The sequence below is a fragment of the Candidatus Microthrix subdominans genome (assembly GCA_016719385.1).
Taxonomy (GTDB): Bacteria; Actinomycetota; Acidimicrobiia; order Acidimicrobiales; family Microtrichaceae; genus Microthrix; species Microthrix subdominans.
Map to the genome: position 1 here is coordinate 224,731 of JADJZA010000006.1, position 21,491 is coordinate 246,221.

A 21,491-nucleotide genomic window follows, 5' to 3' on the forward strand; every position below is an offset into this window, starting at 1 on the left:
TCTCAACGATTGCTATTGCATTCGTGCTCCTCGCCCTCACCGTTCCTATGGTTGTCATCGCTGAGGCGACTTTGGTCTCCGCTCGTCAAGCAAGCGGCAACGCTTTGGGCCAGGAGAACCTACGCGCCGTCGACGGCGCAATGTCTGATGTCATCAGCGAGATACGCCTCGGTCCAGGTGCCGCAAGGGCGGGTGGAGGCTGCCAAGGTGATCCTCTGGCATCGACGGCCAACTTTGATCGAGAACAATCTCGACCGAGCCAGGGCGACTTTGCCATCCAAGTTCGCTGTTCCACACAGAAGATGAACGATGCGGGTCGGGTGCTGGACCTCGAAGCGTATGTCGGTTCGACCAAGCTTGGGGAGTCTCGGGTTCGGTACGTTGATATGCTTGGTGCCAACCCTGAGCCAGGATTCGAAATGCTGGTGTGTGACTGGCAATTGGGTAAAGATATAGAGCCCTTGGCCGAATGTCCCAACGTGTCGGCGGGTCCCTAGACTAATGTACCTTCGTTTCATAGCTTTTTGTGGCTTCCTAAGCTAGCCGCGATCCGGCACGTTTCTTCGTTGGTGGCGGTCTGAAGCCTGTTTTGGTGTGATGGCGGGTGGGTGTGGGTGTGCTGGGCTGCTCGGGGTGGGTTTGGGGTGTTGGTGGCTGCCTGTTTGGTGTGGTGAGGGCTGTTCGGGTTGGTGTGTGGGGTCGGTGAAGCAGCCCGGCCGGGTGTTCCCGGCGGGTCGCTGATTTGCCGGGGGTAGCGGGCGGTCAGATCCGGAGGGGTGTGGGGGTGGCCATGGTGCGGAGTCGTTGTCCGGCTGTTCGGAGGTGGGGGTTCCATGGCCAGTGTTGGGGCCAGAGGGTCCAGGTTTGCCGGTTGCGGACCCGGAGGATCGCCGGGGTTCCGAAGAGGCAACGTCTCAACTTTTTGGGGTGGGCGTGTTCGAACTCGGTGCCGGCGAGGAGGTCGAGTTGGAACCAGCGGCAGAGGGTGTGGGCCCAGCCGACCATTGAGGTCCAGACCTTGTTGCGGGCGGTGTCGGGGAACGGGAACCGTTCGAGCCCGGTGGTTTTGAGGCGTTTGATGTTCTCCTCGACGTGGGCGTGTTCGCGTTGAAGCCGGTCGATCTCGAGTGCCGAATCGTCGGGGAGATCGCAGATGATGATGGTGTGGCGCCAGCCGTTTGTGTCGAACATCCGCTGTTGGGCACCGGGGTGTAACGGTTCGCGTCGGATGACGATCCGGGTGCCTGGCGGGTAGTGAACATCGAGGCTGTCCTTGGGACGTCCTTTGAGGCCCACCCATTTCGCGATCGACGGGTAGTTGGTGACCTCAACGACCTGCGCAGCACGGGCGTCAACATCGGGATCGTTGCCGTCCCAGTCGACGTTCCGGGGCCGCAAAGCGTTCTCCCAGCCGGTGTTGTCGCCGAAACCGAGGATCACCGAGCTCAAGATGTTGTTCGACCTGCCGGTCACACAAAACCGCAGGTTGCGGTCCGACATGTCCCACAAGAATCCGAGGGTGTGACCGGCCGAGTCGGAACGAACCAGGATCTCGTTGGCCGCTTCGGTTGGGACGGCGCCGGGGCGATGTGACCGGGCGACACTCTCGGGCAACGCGTCCAAGCCGTCGTCGATGATCCCAACCAGATCGACGATCGTGTTGGCGCCGGCGTTGCCAGGCCGGTGCTCAACGGCGAGGGCCTCGCCGGAGCAGTCAGCGAAACACGCGACCGGGTGGAACCCGAACCCGCGTTTGTAGTTGCCCTTCGCGTCTTCTTTTTCTGAGTGCACCGGGGTGAGGGTGGCGTCGATATCCAAGATCACCCGACGGCCGGGATCGGACCAGCCATGCTCAGCCCACACCCTGGTCCGGGCCTGCCGCATCACGCCGCCGACGGCGTTGGTCGCCCCGGGTGTCTCCGCGAGGTCGGCGACCATCCGCCGGAACGTCGTGTCTGAACCAACATCACCCAACACGCCTCCTGCGGCCTGCAGCATCCCGAGATCGGTGCAGCAATCCCCGCCGGCGTTCAACATCAACAAGCTGTGGACCAACAAACCGCCCCGGTCAACGACCGGGATCCCCGGGCCCGAATAGGGCACAGCGCCGGCGAATCCGCCGGTCAAACCGAGGCGGTCGGCGTACTCGGCGACCGGCCCCAGGCCAGCCAACGCGACGATCTTGTCGGTCTCAACCTCGCCGTCATAGCGCACCGATTCCGACGCGCTATGTTGCACCTGACAGATGCGTCCCATCCCAGCCTCCTTGTGGTTCTCAACACCCTCAAGTTTGCTGGAACGGAGCGCATTTGTCGCGTCCGAACCTAATTCTTCACGGTCTCAGCGTGCCGGATCGAGGCTAGAGCCGAAATGTCGTCTGGTTGGCTTGACAGGAAATCGGGGGTTCGACTCCGAATTGCCGCCGGGGCATTGATGGCGACAACGATGCTGGCTGCTTGGGCTGCAACCCGTGACATGAGTGAGGAATCACCCGACAGGGCTGATGCTACAAGGGCCACGACGGCCCCTAGGTGGCTGGTGTCTTTCGGGGTGGCCTGAGGGCTGGGCCGGATGGTGGGGCTGGCTGTGACAGCGCTTGGCTGGGCTGGCTGGCGGGTGTTTGGGCTGGGTGGGAGTTGGGTCGGGCCGGTCGTGATGCTGTGGTGGGGGCGTGGGGGCGCCGTCGGGGGTTTCTCTTGGTCTTTTAGGTTGCTGCGGTCCATCCGGTGGGTGTTGATCTGATTCCGAGCGCGCCGAGTCTGGCGATGTTCCGTGCTGCTGCGAGCAGCGCGAAGTCGGCGGCGACTTTCGTTTGGCCTCGGACTCTGGCCCGCCGGCCTCCGTGTTTGCGGAACATCAGGTGCGCGAGTTTCCGTTCGACTTTGGATCGGGTTGCCCGGTAGTCGGCCTGCCAACCGCTGTCGGTCTGTCGTTGCCGGGCGGCAGCCAACGCTGCTTCGAATTGTCCGACGCTGATCGTCCGCCCCGTCTTCGAGGTGGTGCACGCCTCACGAAGCGGACACTCGCCACACACGACACCGAACGCGGCGGTCCCGTTGGTGCCGTCGTTGCTGCGACGGATCGTGACGGTCACGTTGTTTGGGCAGGTGACTGTGTCAGCGTCGAGGTCGATGTTGAACTTGGCTTTCGAGAACCGGCCGTTCCGGTTGACGGGCTGCTGGGTTCGACACCTCGACTCGACACCCGCGTCGGTGAGGGCTTGTTGCATCCCGCCGGTCCCATAGGCGGAGTCCCCATAAACAACCGGCACCTCAGCCTCATCGTCGCCGTCGCCGTCGCCGTCGCCGTCGCCGTCGCCGTCGCCGTCGCCGTCGCCGTCGCTGTCGCCGGTGTCGGTGTCGGTGTCGGTGGGGAGGATGTCGTCGATGAGGTCGTTGGCGACCGCAGCATCACCGACGTTGCCGGGGGTGACGATCGTGGCGGTGATGATCTCGGAGTCAGGATCTTCGGCGATGTGGCCCTTGTATCCGTCGAAGCTCCGGGCTGCGGTCTTGTGGCCATGCCTCGCGTCGGGGTCAACAGTGGAGATCACCCGGTCCTTCGCGACTCTCCAAGCGATCACAAACCTGCCGTCATCATCGGTCTCGAGGTCCTGGCCGACCACCGTCGCCAACAACCCTGCAGCCTGAGTAACAGGCCCGGTGAGTTCCTGGCCGTCCAACAAATCGAGGCATGCGAGCGCGTCGACCGCGAGCGCGTCGACCAACACGGTCCGGTCGTGGGGTCGTCCCAATCACAAACCGGTTTCCCCGCGGCCGTGTAGTCATCATCGCGGACAAGGACAGCCCGCAACTCGCCTTCCAGGCCGGAGCTGGCGGCTTTGAGCAGACCCCGGATCGCGGAACGGATCATCGTCACGGTGTCCTGAGTGGACACCGCGTCATAGATCGGCGCTGAGTCCATCACCCGTTTCAAACCGACCAGCCCCGCCTCACGAGCGACTCCCAACGTCACCTCGAAAAATCCGATCCGGAGCAGCCGACCGGGCAAGCCGCGACCGCATGTCGACCAGCACCGTGTGAGCAAACCCGGATAGTCAAAATCGAGGCCACCACAGGCGTATTTCCAGCGGGCATCGAACTGGAACGCCGACACCGCCTCACGATCCGACATCCCCAAAACCGTTGCAACACCATCACCACCGCAACAATCCTCGGTGGCACCGACCGGCGCCCAGTGGCCTGGAACAGATCAGCAAACGCCTCATCGGGAAACAACACATGACACTCCCGATGCAACACCGACCAGACCGAATCGTCGGCAACAGCGTCACCAACGAACCCGGTCGTCGACCGGAAAACGTCAGCCTGCCGGGGAGTCACCCCGACCGTCACAACCCACACCAAACATCGCCCAACATGGGCACCATTTTGCCAGACCCGAACCTAAATCGCGAGCCTCAACCCCGACGCGAAAGACACCAGCCACCTAGCGAAACTACAACCACGTCAGATAACGGGGTTGCGAGTGAAAGACCCAGTGACCTCATCGGCGGCGGATACTTCAAGTTTGATGAGGTGGCATCAGATATTGGTCTTCGAGATCTTCCGGAAGAAGCTCCGAGTAATATCGGGGCGTTTGTTGGTGGTGCATCGGTGGGGGACTACGACGGCGATGGGAAACTCGACCTCTTTTTAACAAACTTCAGCATCTCTGATCGCCTCTTCCGTGCTACCCCAGAAGGAAACTTCGTTGATGTCACTGCAGATTCTGGATTGATTGTGAGGACTGGGTCACCGGCCGACGGCGTCGGCTCGGCGGCATCGGTCTGGGCTGATATTGACGGCGACGGCGCATTGGATTTATTCGTTGGTGGAGTGGGCGACCAGGCGAACCAACTCTACGTGAATGATGGAGCCGGAGGCTTCACGGAGGAGGCAGAGCGTAGGGGAGTCGCCGACATGTTCACCGTGACCAAGAGCCAGCCTTTCGCGGCACACACGGTTCTTGGCTCAGCATTTGCTGATTGGGATAAGGACGGAGATCTAGATCTGATGTCGGCGCATTGGCAGCCACCCCTTTGGACTGTCGCTGATCAAACTGGTCCCACCTCAGGGAATAGTATTTGCGCGAAAGAGCGTCCTGGAGACAGCTTGTCAGGTGAAGCTTTGAATTATCACGAGAGGGCCACGTCCAGATTCTGGGAGAACAATGGCTCCGGAACCTTCCGTGATGTCACTGACAAGATGGGCGTTGATCTACGAGGCGTGTCTGCATTCACGCCGGTATTTGCGGACTTCGACGATGATTCCTGGCCAGACCTGTTCTTAACCGGCGACTTCTGCACAAGCCGCCTCTTGCGAAATACCGGCGATGGGTTTGAAGATATTACGGTCAAATCTGGACTCGGAACGGATGAGAACGGCATGGGGTCGGTGGTGGATGATTTTAATCAGGATGGTCACATGGACTGGTTTGTGAGCGGCATCGCCCCTGGCGTGAATGGAGTTGGGTGTGTAAAGGCAAGACCGGAGGTGGGTTGCAGCGGCAACCGGCTTTGGTTTGGAGATGGTCTGGGCGGGTTCGAGGACGTTACGGACGAGTTTGGGGTGCGTGACGCGGGTTGGGCTTGGGGCTCGGCCGGTGAGGATTTCAACAACGACGGTCGTCGAGATCTCGTAGTTGTAGGTGGCTACAAGGACGCTGGATCCGGGATCGACCGAGACCCGAGCATCGCCGAGGCGTCCCGCTTCTTCGAAGCTGGGCAGTCTCATATCTGGCGCAATTCGGCTGCTAGTCCATGGGTCGAGAGCGGTCTGACGTCCGGAGCCATCAGCCCACAGCACGCCAAGGCCCTGATCCCTTTTGATCAAAACGATGATGGATTGCTCGATCTTCTTGTGGCCAATAGCGATGGAGCGCCCAGCTTGCTTTTGAATACGACGGAAGGTGGCGGTCACTGGCTGAAAATCGTATTGCGAGATGAGACGACATCCAATACTCAGGCCGTTGGTGCTCGGGTTCGTATTGTAGCACAGAAGGGCGCCCCTGAGTGGATTGGGGAGGTAAGAACCGGAAGCGGATACCAGAGTTCGGGGCCTGGAGCGTTGCACATTGGGTTGGGAGATACGTCCTACGTCGACTCGTTTGAGGTTCGGTGGCCAGATAGTGAGGTGTATGAACAATACAAAGTCGGCTCAGTTGACCGCCTGGTCTTCATCACGAGAAACGAATAGGGTTGATGGTTAAGATTAGGAGCTATGCTGGCTTACGTCAGTGGATCCTTGGATGATAGGTGCTATCAGGTACGGGCACAACACTTGCAGGTATGGGCACAATGCTTGCGAGCCGTATGCTGCTGAGCCGATTGCGGGATAGCATTCCGAGGGATGACGGGTGAGGGGCGCAATCGGTATGGTTCAATGAGTATTTTCCGAGCAATAGATATCCGCAGGTGGACAATTGGGTAGTCAGAGCATTGCTTCTTAGGGTGGTCCTAGTCGTCCCAGCACTGGTGGGTTGTTCAGCGTAAAGTCAAAGGAAGCAGGAACGGAGGGCAGAAGGCCGAGCCCAGCATGACTGACGCTCCCCATATCACACTCTGCGTTGGCGACAGGCGACCTGTTCGAGCGAAGCTGTTGCGCTATCAGCTCCGTTGATGGCGGAGCTTGATCGGGACCAAAGGCGGAACTGGTGCTGTTGAGCGTTCCTATAAGGGGGGTGAAGGGCCCGACACGATAAGCGATCGCCTTGGTGCTTTGGTCGGGCAAGAGACGGCGTGAACTTGTGGGGGATGGGGTTTGAGTTAGGGTGCCTTTACTCAGCTGTAGGTTCGATTCGAGCAGTTGGGTACACTGAATAGTCGGCTGCGAGAGAAGGTCACTGTTGAACGGGGATTCAATGATTTTCAGGCAGAGGGTGCCATCAACAAAAGCGATCGAACCGAGCGTCCATGTCGTCATGGGCGACCCGCTGTTGTCGCGAGCCACCGAGCTGTATCGCCAAGGACTGATCGAGGCCGGGGTGGAGGGGGCAGCGGGCGCGGTGCCACCGCCGCTGCGGCCACTTGGCCGCACTTCGTTTCACGTGGTGGTGGCGCCTTCGGCCGAACCGGCGGGCGCAATGCAGGCCACGGTTGGCACTCTCGACCAGCTGTCCCTCGGGGCTTGGATGGAGCGCGATAAGCAGCCCCACGGCCTCATCTGCGAGTGCACGTCGATCGCCGTCGTCCCCGGGGCTCCGGAGGGCACCACCGAGCTGCTGTACCGATCGGTGTACGTCTTTGCGCGTCGACACGGCGCAGAGAACCTGGTTGCAGCGGTCGACCCGATGACCCTCGACATCTTTCGAGAGGAGTACGGCATTCTGTTTCGGGCACTGGGCCCGATCACCACCCGCCTGGGCTTCGATTCGTTGACGGTCGGGGAGGAGCTGGGCCTGCTTGAGGCCGGCCTGCGCGCCCAGCGCCCCGACTTCTACGACTTCCTCACCGAGCCGTTTACCGACAACGAGCGTCATCGGTTTGGCCTCGGCCCCAGGATGGGGACGTTGGCCTGAGGCCAACGGGCTACGGCACCCGCTTGGGCAGCGGCCAGACTGAGCAGGTCGACCGAGCCGGAGGAACACCGCAGCGATGAACCCGACGATGCAGATAGTCCGCTGATGGGCGCCGTGTTTGGCGCCAGCGCCGTTGCGGTGATCGTGTTGATGTTCGTCACCTGGGTGGCGTCGGTGTTTCTCTCCGACGTGAGCATCGTCGACCTGGTGTGGGGCCTGGCGTTTGTCATCGTCGCCCACACCGCCCGGGCGGCCGGCGACCCCAACGCACGCATCGACCTGCTGACAGCACTCGTCACCGTCTGGGGGCTCCGCCTGTCCGGCTACCTGCTGTGGCGTAACTGGGGCACCGGCGAGGACAAGCGCTACGTGGCGATGCGCAAGCGCTTCGGCGACAAGTTCTGGTGGTTCAGCCTGATCCAAACCTTCGCGCTTCAGGGCGCGCTGGTGCTGATCGTGTCGCTGCCGGTGCAGCTGACCGCCGCCGGCGACGACGTGGCGCTGGGGTGGGTCGCCTGGCTGGGTGTGGCGGTGTGGTTGGTGGGCTTCACCTTCGAGACGGTGGGCGACGCCCAGCTGGCCCGCTTCAAGGCCAAGCCGGAGAACGAGGGCCAGGTGATGGACAAGGGCCTGTGGCGCTACACCCGCCACCCCAACTACTTCGGCGACTTCACCGTGTGGTGGGGGCTGTTCCTGGTGTCCCTCGCCGCCGGCGGCTGGTGGGGCATCATCGGGCCGATCGTGATGAGCACCTTCCTGCTGCGGGTGTCGGGCGTGACCATGCTGGAGCGGACGATCACCAAGCGTCGGCCCGGCTACGCCGACTACATCGCCCGCACGTCCACCTTCTTCCCCTGGCCGCCCAAGTCGTCGTCCGCCAGCGAGGACGACGATACGGGCGACTTCGACACCGAGAGCTTTGTCGCCGAGGATGCTCCCGACGCATCGAGTGCCCCCGACAGCAAGGATGACCCCTCGTGACCAACACGCCTCCCGCCGACCCAGACCTGCTGGCGGCCGCCCGCCGTTTTGCCGCCGAGGCGGGTGCGGTGACGCTTGAGTGGTTTCGCAGCGGCGAACTGGACCTGGAGCACAAGGGTGACGGCACGCCGGTGACCGCCGCCGACAAGGCGTCCGAGGCCCGGTTGCGCCAGCTGATCGGCGAGTTCGCCCCCGAGGACACCATCCTCGGTGAGGAGGAGGGCCACAGCCCCGGTTCGGGCGAGCGCCGCTGGATCATCGACCCGATCGACGGCACCAAGGCCTTCACCCGGGGCGTGCCGTTGTACTCGACGCTGGTGGCGGTCGAGGACCAACACGGCCCGGCGGTGGGCATCATCGAGCTGCCGGCGCTGGGCCAAACCGTGTTTGCCGGCCGCGGCCTTGGCTGTTTTGTTGCCGACTCGCGGGGCGAGCGGCCCGCTCGGGTGAGCACCACCGCAACGATTGGTGATGCCCTGCTGTGCACGAGCGGCTTCGGGTCGTGGAACGCCGAGCAGGTCCAGGCGGCGCACTCCTCTGGTGCGCTGCTGCGCACCTGGGGCGACGGCTACGGATATGCGATGGTGGCCACTGGAGTGGCCGACGCGATGGTCGACCCGGTCGTGGCCGAGTGGGACGTGGCCCCAATGTCGGTGATCCTCACCGAGGCCGGCGGCCGATTCACGGCGCTCGACGGCCACGAGGGCGCCGATCGTGGCCACGGGCTTGCCACCAACGGCCTGCTGCACGACCCATTGGTCGAGCTGCTCCACATCTGACACCCTGTTGGGTATTCGGTCGTTCGCTGAATCGCCTTCTCCGGCCGTGTGCGACTTCTCACGCCGAGCTGGGGTGAGTTCCGTCACTGATAGCGTTTAAGTGAACGCCTGTGTACTGTGCGTCCAATCCCCCAGCCATCTGGCGGATTGCGGCCCCGGGAAGGCCTGAGCATGCCAGACCTCAAGGTCTCCTCGATGATCCATCGGCTGAAGAAGCGCGCTGCCCGCAGCGGCGGCCGTCGCCAGGCCGCATTCACACTGATCGAGGGCCTCGTGTCGGTGGCGATCACCTCGATCGTGGTGGTGGGGCTGATGGGCGGCGTGATGACCGCCCTCAAGTCCAGCGCCCTTCAGCGGCGCTCGGCCATCTCCCAGGTGGAGCTTCGCAACCTCTCCGAGGCCTTCAACGACGCCCCGTACGTCGCCTGCGCCAAGGCCTCAGACTACGCCGACGCGTTCAAACCGATCACCGGGTTCGACATCAAGGTCGATGCCGTCACCGGCTGGGAGGACGGCTCCAACCCCGCCACGTTTGCGGCGTTCGCATCCAACTGCGCCAACGCCCGGGCCGACACCGGCCTGCAACGGATCGAGTACTCGGTGTCGATGGACGCCGGCGAGGGACGGCTGGAAACGCGTAAGCACTCGATGCTGAAGCGCTACGACGGAACCCTCTCGGAGCTCAACCAGCAGGTGCCGGCGCCGGGGGTCCGCTGCAACATCACAGCAGACGAGGACACCTTCCTGGATCAGGCCGCTCCTGGCGCCAACCACGGCGGCGCAGTGTCGGGACGTGGCCGGTGAGGCTGGGGCCAAGCGTCAGGCGCTGGTGCACTTCGACCTTCGTCCCGGCGACGCCAAGTGCGACGACGGCACGCCCATCCCCAAGAACAGGGCGGTTCGATCTGTCGAGCTGCGCCTCTACACCTGGCAGGTGACGGGGACTCCCAATTGCGACACGGCCTGCAACCACGCCCTCCGCCGGGTGACCGGGGACTGGAACCAGGGCACGGCAACCTGGGGCAGCGCCCCGATGGTGGACGCCAACCCGACCGCCAAGTTCAAGCACGGCTCCGGCGCCGGCGACTCACCGCCGCGGCACCAGGTGATCACCGGCGCCAATCTGGACAACGACACCTCGCTCTTCTACCAGGCGGCGGCGTTTAACCGTGGCTGGTCGATCGAGCAGGATTGCGGGCCGTCCGGCCTGGACTGCCAGGCCGATGCACCGGGCTTCCGGATGCGCACCCGTGAGTGGCCCAACGAGTCGCAGCGCCCGGTGCTGTCGATCGTGTTCATGCCCAACAACGACGCAGGTCTGCAACTGCGGAACTTGGGCAACAACGCCTGCGCCTCGATCGACAACGGAAACTTCGCGGATGGTGTGTCGCTGATCTCGTTGGGCTGCGCCGGTCGTCCGGACCAGCTGTGGGAGTACACCGCCGGCACGGATGCTGGTCAGGGGCAATTTGAGGCCGTGAGCTCGGCGTTCTGCCTGCGGGCCAACGGCTCGGCGGTTTCGATTCAGCCTTGCAACGGCGGTTCCACCCAGCAGCGCTGGGACATCGTTGGCCTGGAGATCAAGTCCCGGTCCAACCCCAACCTGTGCCTGGCCGCCGGCAAGAAGTTGGGGAGCCCACTCGTCGTCCAGACCTGCAACGGCCTGCCGGAGCAGCAGTGGGCCTTTGGGCCGCCCGCCACGTCGGTGCCCAGCCCAGCCATCCGGCTGACGGCCCTCGACACAGGCGGACAGGCGACTGGTGACTGCGCCGACATCGAGGTTCGTCGAGGAGACGACCCGTTCCCCAGGCACAGCCCGGAGGTTCGGTGGACCCAGACGTTCCCGTGCCTGGGGGCAGCGCGAACCAACCAGCAGTGGAACATGTCTCCGGACGGCCGTTTCGTCAATAAGAAGTTCCCCGGCAACTGCCTGGGCTACGACGGCAAGATCGCGGCGGTCGAGGTGTGCAAGCAGGGCGGCGGACAGCTGTGGGTGGTCGAGGGAACCCAGATCCGCAACATCCAGGCGAGCAGGGCGGCCGGCGTCGACCGCTGCCTCACCGGGTTTGGCGGCCGTCAATGGTTGGAGCTGGCGAACTGCGACCCCAACCGCACCGGACAGGCGTGGTCGCTGGACCCCTTCGATGCCCCGGCGATGGCCACCGCCGTGCAGCTGCGCAACAACAAGCACGGCGACTGCCTGGAAACCAACGGGGCGGTCACCGAGGGTCAATGGATATGGACCCAGCCTTGCGGCGGCCTCGACCGTCCGGCCCAGTCCTTCGTCCAGCTGAAGACCAACGAGTGGGTGTCGCTGGCCAACCCGGCCATGTGCATCACGACGCGTGGCGGCGCCGGCCTGCAGGCGTCGGAGTGCGCCCGACTCATTGGTGACGCCAACACCGTCCCCAACAACCCGACGCAGCAGTGGACGACCACCAACCTGAGCCAGTTCAAGCGGGCGACCGTCGCAACCTGCGCCCAGGGCAACGGCAACTTCCAGTACGCCACCCAGGTTGGGTGTGCCACTAGCGGGGATATCTCCGCGCAGCAGTGGAGCCCCGAGGAGCTCGGGACGGCCACGTCGCAGCTCCGCCAGATGCGCAACCTCGACAGCAATAGCTGTGCCGACCTGCGAACCGGCGCCAACGCCATCGCCTGGCCGTGCGGCGGGCCGGACCGGGCCATCCAGGGGGTGCTGCTGGCGAAGGTCGGCGACGACTTCGAGCTGCGGCTGGCCGACAACCCCAACCTGTGCCTCGACGTGCAGAACGGTGGCACCGAGAACGCGGCCGTGGCGCCGATCGGCTGCAACTACGGCGCCTACCAGCGCTGGACGCTGTCGGCCGACGGCCAGCTGAAGACGAAGGCTCCCGGCAACCGCTGCCTCCAGGGCGGGTTGGACAACGCCCCGCTGGCGATGAGGGACTGCAGCACCGCAGCCGCCCAGCGCTGGGAGTTTGAGGCGCCGACCGACACCCGGCAGCTAAAGCGGATCCGCAACATCGACACCGGCAACTGCCTGGACGTCGTCGGCACGGTGACCCAGAACCAGGCCTACACCGGCTTCCCCTGTTCGGGTGGAGACCGGCCCAACCAGTCGTTCGTGCAGCTGAACAACGGTGCGTTCGCCTCGGCGGCCTCCAACGCCAACCTGTGCATCGACGCCGGCTACTCCAACGGTGCGGCGGTGCTTCCCTGGGCCTGTAAAAACCCGGTGGCGAGCCATCAGTGGAGGGTTCAGGGCACGCAGTTTCAGCAGGTGGGCTCGGGGCGTTGCGCCGAGTTCAACCCCGGCTCCAACACCGCCCAGGTGCAGCCGTGCAACAGGCCGAACCAGGCCTGGGCGGTCGAGGACGTCGACGGCGCCTCATCGAGTGCGCTTCAGTTCCGCAGCGCCAGCACCGCCGGCGACCGCTTCGACGGGTGCCTCGACATCGACGGCACCACGCGCTCCGGTTACGCCAACAACGACCGGTTGATCATCATGCCGTGCCTGGGTGCCGCTCGGACCAACCAGTCGTTCCGGCTGATGAGCAACGGCCTGATCCGCTCGACCGGCAGCCCCGACAAGTGCCTCGACGCAGCCTTGGGCTCGCTGGGTCGACCCGTGCTCTGGGACTGCGCCGCCAACAAGGACGATCAGCGCTGGAAGATCGAGAACGGTCAGATCAAGAACGTGACCCAGGCGGGCGTCCCCCGCGGCCGCTGCATCCAGGGCGGCATCGACGGCGTCCAGGCCATCATGGGCAACTGCTCCACCACCGACGAGCAGTGGATCTCCGAGGTGCACGGATCCAAGGCCCGCGCCGATGCGGTCGGGCGCCTGCGCACCCCGTCCTCAAACCTGTGCCTCGAGCCCAACGCGGCCCAGGGCAACGATCCGCTCTCGACCTGGGGCTGGCCGTGCGCCGCCAGCGGACGGACCCAGCAGCGCTTCGTCAGGCTGAACAGCGGCCAGTACCGCCCGGTGGGCAACCTCGGGTTCTGTCTCGACGCCAACGGCGGCACCGATGGGGCCGTGCCCAGGACCCTGGGTTGCATCTCGCCGACCGACAACGCCGGCACGCCCCAGCGATGGGTGATCGATACCAACGCCTGGCTGAGCAGCGTGGCCAGCCAACTGTGCGTCGAGGCGCCGGGGTCGGGGCTGGTCCTGCGACAGCGGGCGTGCGCCATTAACCCGACGAACCCCAGGCAGCTGTGGACCTTCGTTCCGGAGGCGGGCCTGTGATCGGCGGGGTCGCTGCGCGACGCCGGGGCCAGGCCGGCCTGACCCTGATCGAACTGCTGGTAGCGATGGTCGTCAGCATGACGATCATGGGGGCGCTGGGAGGGGCGCTGATCCTCCTGATGCGCACCCCGCCGGAAACGGTCGCTCAGCTGACCAGCTCCGCCTCGGCGTTTCAGACCGGCTCGACGTTTGCCGACGACATCCAATCGGCCGGCCCCGAAACCGGCGAGCTGGCGGTCACCCGCAACACGCCCGGTTGTGGAGGCGACGACAAGAGTGTGGTGCGTGCGGTGACCCGCAACGGACCCGACGTGCAGGTGCGCAGCTACTCGATCGGGGCGGGTGGGGACACGCTGGAGCGTCGTGTCTGCACCGGGCCCGACCAGGACCAGGCCCTTCAGAGTGCCGCTCAGGTGGGTACCGTGGTTCGGGACCTGGATCCCACCAAACGGCCGCCGGTCACCTGCCGGGCGTCGGCCGTTGCCAGCCCGGCGCCGCTCACCCCGGAGGGCGACTACCAGTGTCGCCTGGTGTCGATGACGGTCACGACTGCCACCAACCTGGTGTTCACGGTGGACGGACGACGCAACACGGTGGAGACCCCACTGGAGTCGGGAGCGCCGACCAAACCGCAGTGCACCCTGGTCGTGAGCGCTGACACCTACGTCGTCGAGGCGGGGAGCGAGAGGTCAAACATCTACGGACGGGACGCCGAGTTCGTCGTCCAGAGCGGCGGCAACTCCAAGAAGGCGTTCCTGAAGATCGACCTGCTGTCCCCGTGCCTGGGTACCGGGGAGCCCAGATTCCTTCCGGGTGGCAAGGACCTGCAGTCGGCCGACCTCTCGGTGACCTTGACGGGCAAAGGCGCCGGCATCAGCGGGAACGACAGCTTCCGCCTGACCATGCTCCCGAAGTGGTTCATCTGGAACGAGTACCGGCTGACGAGTAACACCATGGATGTGTGCGGCCGGCAGCCTCCGGCGTTGCCCGATCCGCCCCCGCCGCTGCTCAGCCTGCCGTGCCCCAACGGTGACGCCGACTCGTTCCGCGACTTTCGGGTCGGCTCGGACGCACCCCCGGTCGACGTTGACATTCCGGTGCTCGGCGCAGTGCAACGCTGGTATGACGGGACGGCGGTGAACAACGGCTGGCTCATCGACCGGGAGCACACCGGCAACGAGGGGGGCAGCATCCAGAAGGGCGGCTGGCGCTTCGCGTCCAAGGAGCGGAAAGAAGACGTGCCCAAGCTCGTCGTGACCTGGGATCCAAAATCATGAACCCGATGTGCGCCTTCCGTTCCCGAGTGCAGGAAGACCGGAGCCAGCGGGGCAGCTCCCTGATCATGGCGATGGCGATCATGGTGATCGGCATGCTCACTGTGGTCGCATTGATGGGCTACACCACGGTGAGCCTCCGCAGCGCGTCGGCTTACACCACCTCCACGGAGCGGCTTCAGGCCGCCTCGGACGCGGTTGACGTGGCGATCACGAAGCTTCGCGATGACCGCACCCTAGGCAGCATCGGTGGCACGGAATCGGTCGATGCCGCCTACGGCGACGCTGCGGCCACCTGCGCGGCCGTGGCCGGCAGCGGTGCGCCCAACCCGGGCGGCGACGGGGGTTTCCTCGACCGCACGGTGAGCTGCACCGGCAGCTACCTGGGTAAGGACCTACTGTGGACCAAGGTGCAGCTGATCGACCTCAACGGCGACCAGCCGGGTGCCGTCGCCCAGGAACTCGAACGTCGCGTCGGCAGTTAATCTCGGATCTCGCGGTACTTCAGCGAGACCACGCAAAACAGCCCATAGGCGATCAGCGCCAACCCGGCCAGAGCCACCAGAACGAAGCCCCACGCGGTGACCGACACCTTGCGCAGGCCCTGGTCGAAGCCGACGGCGTTGTCGGGGTCGGCGGTGACCGCCGCCCACATCGAGAACACCGCCACCAGCCCCACCACGAAGGCACGCCCGATCCAGCCGACGGCACCCAGACGGGCGATCAGCTTGCGACGGCGGGGATCGCAGCCGTCCAGGTCGAGGTGCTTGAGAAACTTGTGCTCCCAGCCCTTATAGGCCCGGTAGCCGGCGACGCCGAGGGCGATCGCTCCGCCGACGAAGACCACGATGCGGCCGGGGGTGGAGGACAACAGCCCTTCGACAACCGCTCGATGCCGCCGCCCTTGTCGGCGCCCATGCCGAGCGCGGTACGGGTGGCCGTGAAGGCCAGCGCACCGTAGAAGATCATGGTGCCCGCAGCGCTCAGCCGCTTGAGCCACGACTTGGCGTCGGTGTCGCGGATCAGCGCCAGGGACAGCGCCTGCCACGCGACCAGCGCGACCAAACCGACCGCCAGCGCACCGATCGCGATACGGCCATATGACTGGTCGGCCAAGGCGACCACCGCCCCCTTGGAGGAGGCCTCGTCGGCCGAATCCTTCTGGAAGCTGATCAACAGCACGGTCCAGCCCATGAACGCATAGACGAAGCCCCGGGCCAGCCAGCCCGCCTTGGGCAGCCACTCCGCCCACGGGTGTTCATCGAGCTTCTCGTTGGTCTTGTCGGCGACGTCGTCCAGCTTGTCGCCGGCGGCGTCGTTGGCGCGTTGCGCCGTGCCGGCAGCGCCGTTGGACGACGAGTTTGGATCGGTCATGTGCAACAGCGCTCCCTCGTGGCGCTCCGCCACGGCGCTGGGACTACCCGCGCCTCGCTTCGGCCAAACGACCCCGGGCCGTGAGCGGACCTCGGGCGAGGCCGCCGGGGCATGTGGCAGGCTCCTCTGTTGGCCAGGAGGTTGCTGATGACGACACGACCAAACGCGGCGCTGATCATGTGGCCGGGCGTCGACGATCTGGTGATCACCCCTCAGGTGCGGGCGGCCCTCGCCCAGGTGGTCACGCTGGTCGACGATGCCCCGATCGACCTGATGTCGACGCCCCTCGCCGAGCTGGAAGCGGTCGAGGTGCTGATCGGCAGCTGGGGATGTGCGCCGCTCGACGCCGCGTCGCTCGACCGGCTGCCGGCGCTGCGGCTGTTGGCCTACGCCGCCGGCACGGTGAAGGCGGTGGTCACCGACGAGCTGTGGGCCCGGGGCGTCGCCGTCTCGTCGGCCGCTGCAGCCAACGCCGTACCGGTGGCCGAGTTCACCTTCGCCGCCATCGTCATGATCGCCAAGGACGTCCTCCGGGTGCGCGACGCCTACCGCGCCAACCGCGGCGAGGGCTGGGTGTCGGGTGTCGGCCCCGCCGGGCCGCTGGGCACCCACGGGCTGAAGGTGGGGGTGATCGGCGCCTCCAAGATCGGGCGGCTGGTGCTGGAGCGCCTGCGCACACTGGACGTCGAGGTGGGGTTGCGCGACCCGTATCTCGACCCGGAGGAGGTCGACGAGCTGGGCGCCACCCCGATGGGGCTCGACGAGCTGTGTAGTTGGTCCGACATCGTCACCGTGCACGCACCCGAGCTGACCGCCACCCGCCACATGATCGATGCCGAGCGTTTGGCGCTGATGCGGGACGGGGCCTGGCTGATCAACACCGCCCGAGGGTCGATCGTCGACACCGCTGCGCTCGAGGCCGAATGCGCCTCCGGGCGGCTGGCGGCGTGGATCGATACCCCCGACCCCGAGCCGCTGCCGCCCACGTCGCCGCTGTGGGATCTGCCCAACGCCGTGCTGACGCCCCACATCGCCGGGTCGATGGGCAACGAGGCGGAACGCATGGGGTTGCTGGCCGCCGGTGAGGTGGGCCGGTTCCTGTCCGGACGGCCGCTCAACCACGAGGTGCGGGCCGGCGACCTCGGCCTGCTGGCATGAGCAACGAACGGTCGGTCAGCGTCTACCCCGACGACTGGGGACCGCCAGGCGTCGTGTTTGAAGGCGGGGCCGAGGTGGAGGGCAGCGCCGAGCGTGCGGGCGGCGCCGCAGCGCCGGGGCCGACACCTGCCCTGGTGCCGGGCCGTCGCATCGTCGGCTACTCGGCGGTGCTGTTGCCCCACACCGATGGCGGCGAGGTGGACTGGGTTGGCTTCGAGTCGCTGCTGGGCCGGACCCTCGACGCCGGGCTGATCCCGGCGGTCAACATGGACACCGGTTACGTGCAGCTGCTCCCCGAGCCCGATCGGGCGCGGGTGCTGGCCACCGCAGCATCGCTGGCCGGGCCCGGCGGGTTTGCCGCCGGTGCCTTCGTCCCCGACACCCAGGGTGACGGGTACGACCCCGCCGCCTACAACCGGGCCGCAGCTGAGGTGGCCGAGGCCGGCGGCACGCCGGTGGTGTTCCCATCCTGGGGCCTGGCGTCGCTGAGCGAGGAGGGCTGGGTTGAGGCCCAGGCGTCGCTCGGCGCCGAGCTGGACCGATTCATCGCCTTCGAACTGGGCGACATGTTCGTGCCGTACGGCCGGATCTACTCCCTCGAGGCGTATCGCGGGTTGCTCGGCATCGCCAGCTGCATCGGCGCCAAGCACAGCTCGCTGTCCCGCCAGGCGGAGTGGGATCGCCTGGCGCTGCGCAACGAGGTGCGGGCCGACTTCTCGGTGTTCACCGGCAACGACCTGGCGATCGACATGGTGTGTTACGGCTCGGACTACCTGCTGGGCCTGTCGGCGTTTGCCCCCGACGCGTTCGCCGAACGCGACCGACGCTGGGCCGCAGAGGAAGCATCGTTCCACGAGCTGAACGACCTGTTGCAGTACTTGGGGTTCTTCGCCTTCCGTGCGCCGGTGCCCGGCTACCGCCACGACGCCGCCATGTTTCTCACGCTGCGGGGCTGGATCGACAGCGACGCCACACCCGCGGGTGCACCCACCCGGCCCGACAGTGACCGGGCGGTGCTCGCCGACATCGCGGAACGCCTCGACGCGATCGTGTGATCGGGCGGTGCTCGCCGACATCGCCGATCGGCTTGCCGCGATGGGTTCGGTGCAACCCACGAAAATGGAGTGTCGTGCCAGCTCAGCCCTCGGTGATGCTACGGACCGCTCTGCGAACTGCTCTGGTCGCGCTGGCCGGAGTTCGGTCGACCCGTTCCAGTAGGCGATCGAGCCATACGGTCCTCATGGTGTCGAACGCGAACTCGATGCCATCAACCTGGATCCGCCAGGGAGGCGGTACCTCCCGTTTGGGGCCCATTGCCTGTGGAGCGACCAAAGCACGTCCGGAAAGTTGGTGAAAGCGACTCGTCGAAACCACCAACACCAGGCGCCGCCGTTCCTCGTTGAGGTCGGCGAGATGAATATCGCCAAAGTCGATCACCCGATGCCATCAAATGCAGCGTCGATGGCATCGGTCTCGGCCCTCAGGCGTCTGCGTTCCTCCTCCGGCAGAGATGCCTCCCATGCAGCCGCCGCCTCGGCTTGTGCCCAGAACTGAGCATCCTCGAGCGCATCGAGCGCTTCGACAATCGTTTCCTCGTAGGTGTCGCCATCCAATGCCCGGATGCGATCGCGTGTCTCGGTGCTGAGCTTGATGGTGGTTGATGATCGAGCTACCGCCGGTGTCATACCGCCACTATACCGACCGGTCTGACTGATGGGTGCCAAGGTGCTTCGGCCAAAGGACGGACGTGCCCAGGTTAAGGGAAGTCGGGGGTCAACGCATCGATGACCGCCGAGAACAACGTGTGGTCCATCACCAACCCGCTGGACGACGCCGGACGCGTCGCGGCGACGGAGGTACATCGTTTGCTGTAAGAGTGGCGGGTCGCGACACCGAACGGGGGACTGGTGATTGACATCAAACAGGTCAAGCGGCTGTCGAATATCAACGAGTTCGCCGAGCGTCTGGGAGAGCTGGGGATCGACGACCTGATCGGCGTCGATGTCGAGGTCGAGCCTGGGGGACCGCTGGCCGAGTCGTTCACGGTGAGCGACTCCTCCGCCGGGGAGCTGGTGGTGGGCAACCGGTTCTGTGCGTTGCCGATGGAAGGGTGGGACGGCACCACCGACGGGGCGCCCACCGACTTGGTCGCCCGCCGCTGGCGACGCTTCGGCGAAAGCGGGGCCAAGCTGATCTGGGGCGGTGAGGCGGTGGCGGTGCACCCCGACGGCCGGGCCAACCCCCACCAGCTGGTCAGCGACGACGCCACAACCGAGGCGCTGGCCGGGCTACGAACCGGGCTGGTCGACGCCCACGCCGAGGCGCACGGGTCGACCGACGACCTGGTGGTGGGGTTGCAGCTGACCCATTCGGGCCGATGGTCGCGACCGCATGGCGATCCGCTGCCCCAGAGCGCCCACACCCACGGCGAGCTCGACCGTCGCCTCGGCGTCGGCGCGGCCGAGGTGCTGACCGACGGCCAGCTCGACGAGTTGGTCGACCACTTCGTCGTCGCCGCCGAACGGGCGCATCAGGCCGGCTTTGCCTTTGTCGACGTGAAGCACTGCCACGGCTACCTGCTGCACGAGCTGCTCAGCGCCTACGAACGCCCGGGTCGCTACGGCGGCGACTTCGAGGGGCGCACCGCGTTTCTTCGAGCGGTCGTCGACGGCATCCGCCGGCGGGTACCCGGTTTGGCGATCGGGGTGCGGCTGTCCGCCTACGACCTGGTGCCCTTCGCTCCCGACGACGACGGCATCGGCGCGCCGGTCACCGCAGCCGAGGGCGATCGGGATCGACCCTTCGGCGCCGACGACACCGGCGCGGGCATCGACCTGACCGAGACCCACCGCTTCCTCGAACAGTGCGAGAAGCTCGGCGTCGGCATGGTGTGCCTGACCGCCGGCAGCCCGTACTACAACCCGCACGCCCAGCGGCCCGCCTACTTCCCGCCCTCCGACGGATATGCCCCACCGCGCGACCCGCTGATCAATGCCGCCGTCATGGTGGAGGCCACCGCCCGGCTGACCCGGGCGCACCCCAACCTGGCGGTGATCGGCAGCGGCTACTCGTACTTCCAGCAGTGGCTGGGCCACGTCGCCCAGCACCAGGTGCGCACCGGCGCGGTCACCTCGGTGGGCATCGGCCGCAACATGTTGAGCTACCCGTGGATGCCCGCCGACCTGCTCGCCGGGGCCGAGCTGCGCACCCGGCTGGTGTGCCGCACGTTCAGCGACTGCACCACCGGCCCCCGCCACGGGCTGATCTCGGGCTGCTACCCGCTGGACGAGTACTACAAGGAGCGACCCGAACGTCGCCAGCTGGTGGCGATCAAACGCAACGTCGGACGGAAGGTTCGGAGATGAGGGTGATCGAGTCGGGCATGTGCTCGATCACCATGCGCCAGCTCGCCACCGACGACGTGATCGCGCTGGCGGTGCGGGCCGAGCTGGCCGGCATCGAGTGGGGCGCCGACGGGCACGTGCCGCCCGGCGAGACCTCGGTGGCCCAGGCGGTGGCCCGCCGCTGTGCCGACGCCGGGGTGGCGGTCACCAGCTACGGCACCTACTTGGGCATCGGCCCCTTCGACGATCCGGACTCGCCGCCCGACGAGCTGGCGGCAGCGCTCGACTCGGCCGAAGCGCTCGGGGCTCCGCTCCTGCGGGTATGGACGGCGTTCGGCATCGAGAGCGATGCGCCCGGGGTCGACCGGGCGAGGGTGATCGAGACGACCGCCGCCATCGCTCAGGCGGCCGATGCCCGTGGCCTGGGCGTGGCACTGGAGTTCCATCCGGGCACGCTGACCCACACCGCCGCCGGCGCTCACAGCGTGCTGGCAGCCGTCGATCACCCGGCGCTGCGCACCCACTGGCAACCCGACCCGGCGCTGACCCCGGCCGAAGCGCTGGACGAGCTGAAGCTGGTCGCCGGTTCGCTCGCCTACCTGCACGTGTTCGTCTGGGGTCCCGGGGGCATCGGGGAGCGCTATCCGCTGGCCGACGGCGCCGAACTCTGGCAGCCGGTCCTCGCCATCGCCGCCGATGCTCCGCCGCTGCCCGGCGACCTGCCCCGATATGGCCTGCTCGAGTACGTCGCCGACGACGACCCCGAACAGGTCGTCCGGGACGCCGCCACCCTCAACGGGTGGATCTCCCGGCTTCATGAATCCTGAAA

Annotated in this window: 17 protein-coding genes and 1 pseudogene; 13 read left to right on the forward strand and 5 right to left on the reverse strand. The window is 66.0% G+C overall.

The window, feature by feature from the left end:
• Positions 1-23 precede the first annotated feature (23 nt).
• Positions 24-497, forward strand: coding sequence for a hypothetical protein (locus IPN02_09165; GenBank protein MBK9296991.1), 474 nt, complete (start codon positions 24-26; stop codon positions 495-497).
• A gap of 265 nt (positions 498-762) precedes the next feature.
• On the opposite strand, the gene IPN02_09170 is transcribed toward IPN02_09165, so the two are convergent.
• The gene (locus IPN02_09170; protein ID MBK9296992.1) at positions 763-2,256 is read right to left on the reverse strand and encodes an IS1380 family transposase; all 1,494 of its coding nucleotides are present in this window, start codon (positions 2,254-2,256) and stop codon (positions 763-765) included.
• A 448-nt stretch (positions 2,257-2,704) separates the two neighbouring features.
• Positions 2,705-4,134 (reverse strand): annotated as a pseudogene (locus tag IPN02_09175) (transposase).
• 107 nt (positions 4,135-4,241) lie between these two features.
• On the opposite strand from IPN02_09175, the gene IPN02_09180 reads away from it, so the two are divergent.
• From IPN02_09180 to IPN02_09215, 8 genes are all read left to right on the forward strand, one after another.
• Positions 4,242-6,197, forward strand: coding sequence for a CRTAC1 family protein (locus IPN02_09180; GenBank protein ID MBK9296993.1), 1,956 nt, complete (start codon positions 4,242-4,244; stop codon positions 6,195-6,197).
• 724 nt (positions 6,198-6,921) lie between these two features.
• The gene (locus IPN02_09185) at positions 6,922-7,518 is read left to right on the forward strand and encodes a hypothetical protein (protein ID MBK9296994.1); all 597 of its coding nucleotides are present in this window, start codon (positions 6,922-6,924) and stop codon (positions 7,516-7,518) included.
• Positions 7,519-7,623: 105 nt separating this feature from the next.
• Positions 7,624-8,499 carry a DUF1295 domain-containing protein gene (locus IPN02_09190; GenBank protein MBK9296995.1) on the forward strand — a complete coding sequence of 292 codons (876 nt, stop codon included), beginning with the start codon at positions 7,624-7,626 and terminating at the stop codon, positions 8,497-8,499.
• On the forward strand, positions 8,496-9,278 hold the full coding sequence (locus IPN02_09195; protein MBK9296996.1) for a hypothetical protein: 783 nt from the start codon (positions 8,496-8,498) through the stop codon (positions 9,276-9,278). Before IPN02_09190 ends, IPN02_09195 begins: the two co-directional genes overlap by 4 nt.
• Positions 9,279-9,449: 171 nt before the next feature.
• On the forward strand, positions 9,450-10,082 hold the full coding sequence (locus IPN02_09200; GenBank protein ID MBK9296997.1) for a prepilin-type N-terminal cleavage/methylation domain-containing protein: 633 nt from the start codon (positions 9,450-9,452) through the stop codon (positions 10,080-10,082).
• On the forward strand, positions 10,072-13,512 hold the full coding sequence (locus IPN02_09205; protein ID MBK9296998.1) for a ricin-type beta-trefoil lectin domain protein: 3,441 nt from the start codon (positions 10,072-10,074) through the stop codon (positions 13,510-13,512). Before IPN02_09200 ends, IPN02_09205 begins: the two co-directional genes overlap by 11 nt.
• Positions 13,509-14,789 (forward strand): prepilin-type N-terminal cleavage/methylation domain-containing protein, encoded by a 1,281-nt coding sequence (locus tag IPN02_09210; protein MBK9296999.1) that lies wholly within the window; start codon positions 13,509-13,511, stop codon positions 14,787-14,789. Before IPN02_09205 ends, IPN02_09210 begins: the two co-directional genes overlap by 4 nt.
• Positions 14,786-15,271 (forward strand): hypothetical protein, encoded by a 486-nt coding sequence (locus IPN02_09215; GenBank protein ID MBK9297000.1) that lies wholly within the window; start codon positions 14,786-14,788, stop codon positions 15,269-15,271. The genes IPN02_09210 and IPN02_09215 overlap by 4 nt, the downstream gene beginning before the upstream one ends.
• A gap of 238 nt (positions 15,272-15,509) precedes the next feature.
• Here the strand turns inward: IPN02_09215 and IPN02_09220 are convergent, their stop codons facing one another.
• Entirely contained in the window at positions 15,510-16,160 is a 651-nt protein-coding gene (locus IPN02_09220) for a DUF1206 domain-containing protein (protein MBK9297001.1), read from the reverse strand.
• Between the two features lie 177 nt (positions 16,161-16,337).
• Between IPN02_09220 and IPN02_09225 the strand changes: the two genes are divergently transcribed.
• Together IPN02_09225 and IPN02_09230 are read left to right on the forward strand one after the other, a co-directional pair.
• Entirely contained in the window at positions 16,338-17,318 is a 981-nt protein-coding gene (locus IPN02_09225) for a hydroxyacid dehydrogenase (GenBank protein MBK9297002.1), read from the forward strand.
• A 131-nt stretch (positions 17,319-17,449) separates the two neighbouring features.
• Positions 17,450-18,373 carry a dihydrodipicolinate synthase family protein gene (locus tag IPN02_09230; protein MBK9297003.1) on the forward strand — a complete coding sequence of 308 codons (924 nt, stop codon included), beginning with the start codon at positions 17,450-17,452 and terminating at the stop codon, positions 18,371-18,373.
• A gap of 82 nt (positions 18,374-18,455) precedes the next feature.
• On the opposite strand, the gene IPN02_09235 is transcribed toward IPN02_09230, so the two are convergent.
• Together IPN02_09235 and IPN02_09240 are read right to left on the reverse strand one after the other, a co-directional pair.
• A complete protein-coding gene (locus IPN02_09235; protein ID MBK9297004.1) occupies positions 18,456-18,755 on the reverse strand; it encodes a type II toxin-antitoxin system PemK/MazF family toxin in 300 nt (99 codons plus the stop codon).
• Positions 18,752-19,003 carry a hypothetical protein gene (locus tag IPN02_09240; GenBank protein MBK9297005.1) on the reverse strand — a complete coding sequence of 84 codons (252 nt, stop codon included), beginning with the start codon at positions 19,001-19,003 and terminating at the stop codon, positions 18,752-18,754. The genes IPN02_09235 and IPN02_09240 overlap by 4 nt, the downstream gene beginning before the upstream one ends.
• Before the next feature lie 222 nt (positions 19,004-19,225).
• On the opposite strand from IPN02_09240, the gene IPN02_09245 reads away from it, so the two are divergent.
• Together IPN02_09245 and IPN02_09250 are read left to right on the forward strand one after the other, a co-directional pair.
• Positions 19,226-20,683 carry an NADH:flavin oxidoreductase gene (locus IPN02_09245; protein ID MBK9297006.1) on the forward strand — a complete coding sequence of 486 codons (1,458 nt, stop codon included), beginning with the start codon at positions 19,226-19,228 and terminating at the stop codon, positions 20,681-20,683.
• Positions 20,680-21,489, forward strand: a complete 810-nt coding sequence (locus IPN02_09250) for a sugar phosphate isomerase/epimerase (GenBank protein ID MBK9297007.1) — start codon at positions 20,680-20,682, stop codon at positions 21,487-21,489. Before IPN02_09245 ends, IPN02_09250 begins: the two co-directional genes overlap by 4 nt.
• Positions 21,490-21,491 lie beyond the last annotated feature (2 nt).

Coding starts and splice junctions, on each gene's coding strand:
- IPN02_09190 (MBK9296995.1), top strand. CDS start 7,624: ATGGGCGCCGTGTTTGGCGCCAGCGCCGTTGCGGTGATCGTGTTGATG.
- IPN02_09240 (MBK9297005.1), bottom strand. CDS start 19,003: ATGACACCGGCGGTAGCTCGATCATCAACCACCATCAAGCTCAGCACC.
- IPN02_09215 (MBK9297000.1), top strand. CDS start 14,786: ATGAACCCGATGTGCGCCTTCCGTTCCCGAGTGCAGGAAGACCGGAGC.
- IPN02_09180 (MBK9296993.1), top strand. CDS start 4,242: ATGACACTCCCGATGCAACACCGACCAGACCGAATCGTCGGCAACAGC.
- IPN02_09220 (MBK9297001.1), bottom strand. CDS start 16,160: ATGACCGATCCAAACTCGTCGTCCAACGGCGCTGCCGGCACGGCGCAA.
- IPN02_09250 (MBK9297007.1), top strand. CDS start 20,680: ATGAGGGTGATCGAGTCGGGCATGTGCTCGATCACCATGCGCCAGCTC.
- IPN02_09200 (MBK9296997.1), top strand. CDS start 9,450: ATGCCAGACCTCAAGGTCTCCTCGATGATCCATCGGCTGAAGAAGCGC.
- IPN02_09185 (MBK9296994.1), top strand. CDS start 6,922: ATGGGCGACCCGCTGTTGTCGCGAGCCACCGAGCTGTATCGCCAAGGA.
- IPN02_09170 (MBK9296992.1), bottom strand. CDS start 2,256: ATGGGACGCATCTGTCAGGTGCAACATAGCGCGTCGGAATCGGTGCGC.
- IPN02_09225 (MBK9297002.1), top strand. CDS start 16,338: ATGTGGCCGGGCGTCGACGATCTGGTGATCACCCCTCAGGTGCGGGCG.